At 57.4% G+C, this 7,116-nt stretch carries 1 protein-coding gene; it reads left to right on the plus strand.

The features are described from left to right. Positions 1-7,116 (plus strand): hemagglutinin repeat-containing protein (locus tag DBR24_RS07420; protein WP_177490469.1); only part of this gene is annotated, 7,116 nt, incomplete at both ends.

Genomic DNA, 7,116 nt, shown 5'->3' on the forward strand with positions numbered 1-7,116 from the left:
CGACAACAGCGGCGACAACGACGGCCAGATCGCCGGCCAGCAGATCGACCTCAACCTGACCGGTGCGCTGAACAACCGCCTGGGCATCATCGAGAGCGACAGCACTCTGGCGATCAAGGCCGCCAGCCTCGACAACCAGACCGGCCAATTGCGTGCCCTCGGCACCAGCGGCAAAACCAACTTCCAGATTGGCGGCCTGTTCGACAACCGCAACGGCACGCTGGAAACCGCCAACACCGACCTGACGCTCGGCGCCGGCAGCTTCCTCAATACCGCTGGCAGCCTGTTGCACGTCGGCACCGGCACGTTTGACATCTCCACTAACAACGTCATCAACGCCGGCGGCACCCTCGTTACCCGCGGTGGCCTGACCATCAGCACCGACACCTGGACCAACAGCAGTTCGATTCAGGCCGGGCGCCTGACCGTCAACGTCAACAACCTGACCCAGACCGCCAGCGGCCAATTGCTCGCCTCCAACAGCTTCACCGGCAACGGCGTCAACTGGTTCAACGAAGGCCTGCTGGCCAGTGACGGCAGCATGAACGTCGGCCTGAGTGCCGCTTATTGGGGCCCGGGGCGCCTCACCAGTCAGGGCGACCTGACCCTGAACGCTGCACAAGTCAGCCTTACGGAAGCCACCTCCAGCATCGCCGGGGGTGGCCAGACCACGCTCAATGTCAGTGGCCAACTGGATAATGCCGGTCGCCTGACTTCCGGCGCGGGCATGACCATCAATGCTGGCGGCGTGCGCAACTACGGCACCACGGCCGCCGGCACTGACCTGACTCTGACCACCGGTAATCTGGTCAACGCCAGCGGCCTGATTTTCAGCGGCAGGAACATGTCGCTGCGGGTTGCCGATTTCAATAACTACTACGGTAACGTCTACAGCCTCGGCAATCTGATGATTGACCGCGACGGCCAGGGCGGTCTGGCGAACTCCATCGTCAACCGCTCCGCATCGCTGCAAAGCGACGGCAGCATGACGCTGGCGGCGAGCTCGATCCAGAACATCCGCGACGTGCTCACGGTCAACAACGCCGGCATCTACACCGCGCGCATCGGTGAGGTCACCTGTATCGAAGGGGTCAACGCCGGTGACTGCAGCGGCAAGCAGAACCACGCCTGGGAGATCGTGCAGCGCGAAAAACTTGAGGTCACTGCGGCCAGCGCTGCGTCCAGCATCACCGCAGGTAGCAACCTGACCATCAATGGCGGTGACCTGCTCAACCAGAGCAGCACCATCGCCACGGCGGGCAACTTCACGGCCAACGTGGCGAACCTGACCAACAGTGGCGTGGAAACCGGTGAGACCGAAACCACCCGCATCTACATGTCCGAGCGCACCCGTAACGCGGGTGGCTGGTACAGCGCAGCAAGTGCCTTCACCAACCAGTACTGGTATGAAAGCAGTGGCTACGACGCCAATAATCTGGGTGGTCTGCAGGGCGGTATCGCCAACTTCATCGGCATGACCGAACGGGAACTGCCGGGGCTGGGCAGCACTCGTAAAATCGCCGGCAGCGACCAGAGCTATTCCGCCGTCATTCAAGCCGCAGGCGCGGTCAACATCACCGCCCAGAACAACATTGATAACAGTGTCGTACGTCCGGGCTACACCTATATCGGTAGCGGTCCGCGCACCGGCACCGGAGCGGGTGGCAGCCAGTTCTCCACGCGCGTCACTGTCAATCAGCAACTGCCGCCGAACCTCGCCCAGCAGCAGGTCAACCCAGTGGTGTTGCCGGGCTTCGCGCTGCCGACCGGGCAGAACGGCCTGTTCCGCCTGAGCGGTCAGGAAAGCACCGCCCCGGTCGCGACCGGCCCGCAGAGCTGGACCATGGGCGGCGCCAGCGTCAACCCGAGCCAGCGCGATCAAACGTTGCCAGGCGTGCAGACGCGCAACATTCTTCTGACGAACAATGCCTCGGCCTCAGCCAGCAACGTCAACCTGAGCACCGTCGATCACCAGACCCAGCAACAGGGTGGCGGTGCCAGTGCGATCGACGTCAGCACGCCGGCAACTGACGCCAGCGGCGCGACCCTGCCGGGGCGCTCCACTGCGTTCACCATCAACCGGGTGCAGGGTGTTCCGGCCAGTACCGGCCATTCCAGTCCGCAGAAATACCTGGTCGAAACCAACCCGGTACTGACCGACCTCAAGCAGTTCATGAGCTCGGACTACCTGCTGTCCAACCTCGGTTACGACCCTGATCAAAGCGCCAAGCGCCTGGGTGACGGCTTCTACGAGCAGACCCTGATCCAGCAAGCCGTGGTCGCTCGTACCGGTCAGCGGTTCATCGACGGGCAGACGTCCAACGACGGCCTGTTCAAGTACCTGATGGACAACGCACTCGCCAGCAAAAACGAGCTCAACCTTGCGGTGGGCGTCAGCCTGACCTCCGAACAAGTCGCGGCGCTGACCCACGACATCGTCTGGATGGAAACCGCCGAAGTCAACGGCGAGCAAGTGCTGGTGCCAGTGCTGTACCTGGCCAACGCCAACAACCGCCTGGCCCCGAACGGCGCCTTGATCCAGGGCAGCGACGTGACCCTGATCGCCGGCAAGGACCTGAACAACGCCGGTACCTTGAAGGCCAACAACAACCTGTCGGCCACCGCCACCAACGATCTGGTCAACAGTGGCCTGATCGAAGCGGGCAATCGCCTCGACCTGCTGGCCGGCAACAACCTGATCAACAAATCCGGCGGCGTTATCGCAGGTAAAGAAGTGTCGTTGACGGCCACTCGTGGGGACATCATCAACGAACGCACCGTCACCACCCACGAAAGCGACAGCGGCTACCGCAGTGAGCGCAGCGACTTTGTTGATAGCGCTGCGCGTATCGAAGCGGCCAACAACCTGACCATCAAGGCCGGGCAGGACTTCAACAACACCGGTGGCGTGCTGAAAAGCGGCCTGGACACCACGATCAATGCTGGGCGTGACGTCAACCTCGTTTCGGCTGAGCAGGTCTCAGGTGGTCAACGTGGTTTGCACACGGATCAGACGATTACTCAATATGGTTCGGCCATTAATGCCGGTCAGGATCTGAAGGTGAACGCCGGCCGGGATATCTCTGCCGTTGCCAGTCAAATCGAGGCCAAGCGCGATGTCAGCATGAGCGCCGTGGGTGACCTGACCCTGGCCTCGGCGGCGGATGAAGAGCACTCGTACACCAAGACCAAGAAGGTGACGAGTCAGGAGGATCATGTCAGTCAGGTTTCTACCAGCGTGACGGCGGGCGGGAATGTGACGCTGAGTGCGGGCAAGGATCTGGATTTGATTGCCAGCCGGGTGAGTGCGGGGAATGAGGCTTATCTCGTAGCAGGCGAAAATCTGGTGCTGCAATCAGCCGAGGACTCGGATTACAGCTTCTATAGCAAGACCAAGAAATCTTCATCAGGGAAGAAGTCCCAACTTGATGAGACCAGTTCGATCACCAACGTCGCCAGCTCGGTCACCGCGGTGGGGAAAAATGTATTGAGTGCCGGCAATGATCTGACGATCAAAGGCAGCGATGTCATCTCTGAAAAAGCGGGCGTCGGCCTAGGCGCTGGTAACGATGTGGAAATTCTGGCGGTTACGGACTCGAGTAGCGCCCGCCACGAACGGAGCCAAAGCAAAAGCAGTTGGGGTGGTTTGAAGTCGAGTAAGGTCCAGGATCAACTCGCTGAAACTCAGACAACTGCTGTGGGAAGCCTAATCTCGGGCGACACCATTGCTGTCAATGCCAAAGGTGATGCCACCATCACAGGTTCTGCATTGGTCAGTACAAATGACCTGTCTGTCCGTGCCGGTGGTGACTTGACCATTAACGCGGCGCAGAACACTTTCACTCGCACCGAGATGCACAAGGAGAAGAATCGTGATCTGACGGGTGTGCTGACGGCGAACAATCTTGGTATTGATGACATTACCGGTAATCAGCATCTGTCGATCAGTGATCAGAAGCATAACGGCACGTTTTCGCAGACGACTCTGACCGGCAGCACTATTGGCTCTAGTAAAGGTAATGTCAGCCTCGTAGCGAATGGGGATCTAAGTGTCGTTGCCAGTGACCTGATCAGCACCAAGGACATGAGCATTCGTGGCTCGAATGTCACCATCAGCGCAGGTATGGAAACATCGCAGCAAAGCACCGTCGATAAATCCAATAGTCTTGCTGTGGGACGCGTTGTTGGCGGTGCAATTATCGACACCGTCAATACTATTCGTTCTGCGGTGGAGGCTGCCGAAAACGCGGATGATCCGCGACTCAAGGCGGTGAAACTTGCGCAGGCGGCCTTGGCTGCCTATAACCTCGGCGGTATGGCATCGGATGCGAATGATCAAAAAACCGGATTTGCCGACAAGCAAGGCGGTACGGCCAGCAACGGTTCGCTGATTAAAATTGGCACTGAGCTCGCCAATACCCATAGCAAAAGTACCAGCGACTACAAAAGTCAAACGGCGAAGCAAAGTACCGTCAATGCGGGCGGTACCCTATCCATCATTGCCAATGGTAACGCTTCAGAAAATGACGGCGATCTTCACATCATTGGCAGTAGTCTCAAAGCCGCTGCGACTTCGTTGATTGCCAATAACAATGTCATTGTGGAAAGCGCGCAGAACACGTCGGATTGGTCCAACCACAACAGTAATAACAAGACGGCTATCGGCGCCAGCTTCAACATTGGCCAACAAAACGGCTTCACACTGGATCTTGGCGCACAAGTTGCGAAGGGTATGGGTAACGGAAGTTCTGTTACGCAGGTCAACAGTACTGTAGACAGTGGCTCGCTCCTGATTCATAGCGGCGGTGATACGACATTGGCTGGCGCTCAGGTTCGCGCCGATAGCATCAAGGCGCTGATCGACGGCAACCTCAATATCATTTCCCGTCAGGACACCGAAGAGCAGAAAAACAAGCAAGGCAGCGGCGGTTTCGGTGCCAGCATTTGTATTCCACCCTTCTGCTACGGCGCAACTGTTACCGCTTCGGCCAACCTGGCTGCAGGCAATATGAACAGTGAGTACAAAGCCGTCACCGATCAGACCGGCTTATTCGCAGGTGCGGGTGGTTACACCATTGATGTTGGTAAAACCACTACCCTTGAAGGTGGCGTCATTGCCAGCGATGCCACGCCAGATAAAAACATTCTCATAACCGACCGACTCATTACTCGGGACATCAAGAACGTCAGTGAAATCGATGCCCAGTCTGCTGGCGTCAGCCTCTCGGGAGGTTACGGTGGGGCTGGAGCATTCGGCTCGGTGGGCGGACTTTACGGCATTTCTCTCAACGATTCGGACAAAAGTCACACTCGTAGTGCAGTCAGCGAAGGCACGATCATTATTCGCGATCCTGAGGGCGCACAAGATCTGGTCGGTTTGAATCGGGACACGGCAAATGCCAACGAACGGCTCGACAAGCCCGACGAAGGTGGCATGAAAGAGCGAATCGAGCTGGTGAAGAGCTCGATCGAATTGGTGAGGGGCATCGGGAGCGCAGTTGCTGCGGCGAAGATGAAGGAGGCCCAGGATCCAGGAAGTGAGGCCTACCAAGCTGCTCGCGACAAGTTGAATGACAGTGGTGTGGCCAATCCCACCCCTGAAGAAGTCAGTCAGCAAGTTCAGCGCGATTACGGCACAGGCAGCAGCTTCCAGAAAGCCAGCCAGGCAGTTGCGGGAATTGTTCAGGGGATTTTGAGTGGAAACATCGCCGCCGCTATTGGCGGTGGAGCGGCACCATACCTGGCTCAAGCCGTTAAACAGCTGACGGAAGGGGACGATGCGGCCAACCTGATGGCACATGCCGTACTTGGAGCGGTTCTGGCGAAGGCGCAAGGTGGTTCCGCATTGGCTGGTGCTGCGGGAGCCACCGCCGGTGAATTGGTAGCTCGCCTGCTATATCCGGAGAAATCTGCAAGCCAGTTGACCGAGTCGGAAAAGCAAATAGTAGCGGCTCTATCGACTCTCGCCGGTGGGATGTCCGGCGCGCTTGCGGCGGGCAGTGCCTTTGACGCAGCGCTCGGCGCCGGGACAGCGAAAAATGCTGTTGAGAACAATCATCTGAGTGACATAGAAAGGCTTTCACTGAAGGAGTTGCAAAGAAGGTACGAGAAGTCGTGTCAAGGGGCCTCAACTAGCTATTGCGATGGATTATCCAGTGAGATCGCGGGGCTCATCGCTAAAGGTTTCAGCGTCTTAAAAGAGGAGCAAATAGCGGAGGATAACGATTTCACACGTGCTTCTGTTGTCACTACCAAGCCAGGAGATGTGATCGTCTGCGGCACATCACCGAATGGTTATTGCGTTGCCACCGACAAGACCATTGTGACGAATCAGGGAGAAGAGTGGGTTCTGCAACCCGCCACGTTCGCGCAGGCGATAGGATGGCAAGTTAAAAATGACTTGAATGAGCAGAGTGCAGAAGCTCAGCTTAAGGGCCTTTCCAATGAGCTTTTCACTGCCGGTTGTGGCGGGTCAGGTGTGATTGGGATAGGGTGCCAAGGCTATATGGCCGCTGGTGGATCAAATCCGATTACGGGAGAATCCGCTACGACGTCCGAACGGGTCATATGGGGTGTAGAAGGTTTATTGAATGCGTGGGGATTAGGCAGTTCGATTCTCGGCGCAGGCGCGAAAAATTCGATTTCGATCGACAAGAAGTCCGTCGACCTTTTAACCAGCCACCCCAACGCGCATTCTTTTGAGCGACACGGAGGGGCCGTTACCGATGGCGAGCTAATGTATAGGGCAGTGAGCGGCCAAGCACCTGACGGCAGTATCAAAATTGTAAACGGGAAAACTATCGTTCCACCTATGTCATCTGCTTTCAACTCAGATGAGCTGCTTGTTTTTGCAGATCAATCCGTTCGCAATAATGGTGCGCTTCAAGCAGCGATAGCGAGGGATCCAGGGGCCACGGTCGTTACCATCAAGCCATCCGACGTAGGTGATCTCGGTGTCGATCTCGGGCGTGGATTTGAGCGCGTTGGCGGAAGTAAATTGTCCCCTTCTATGCAAGGTGCGCCGAATTTGGTGCCGAACTTGCGCAGCGTTCAGGCAACCTATGAACTTGATAAAGCAAGTAATACATGGCAAACCATTACTATATTTCCAGCTAG

Source organism: Pseudomonas sp. HMWF006, assembly GCF_003061205.1.
GTDB classification, from domain to species: Bacteria; Pseudomonadota; Gammaproteobacteria; order Pseudomonadales; family Pseudomonadaceae; genus Aquipseudomonas; species Aquipseudomonas monsensis.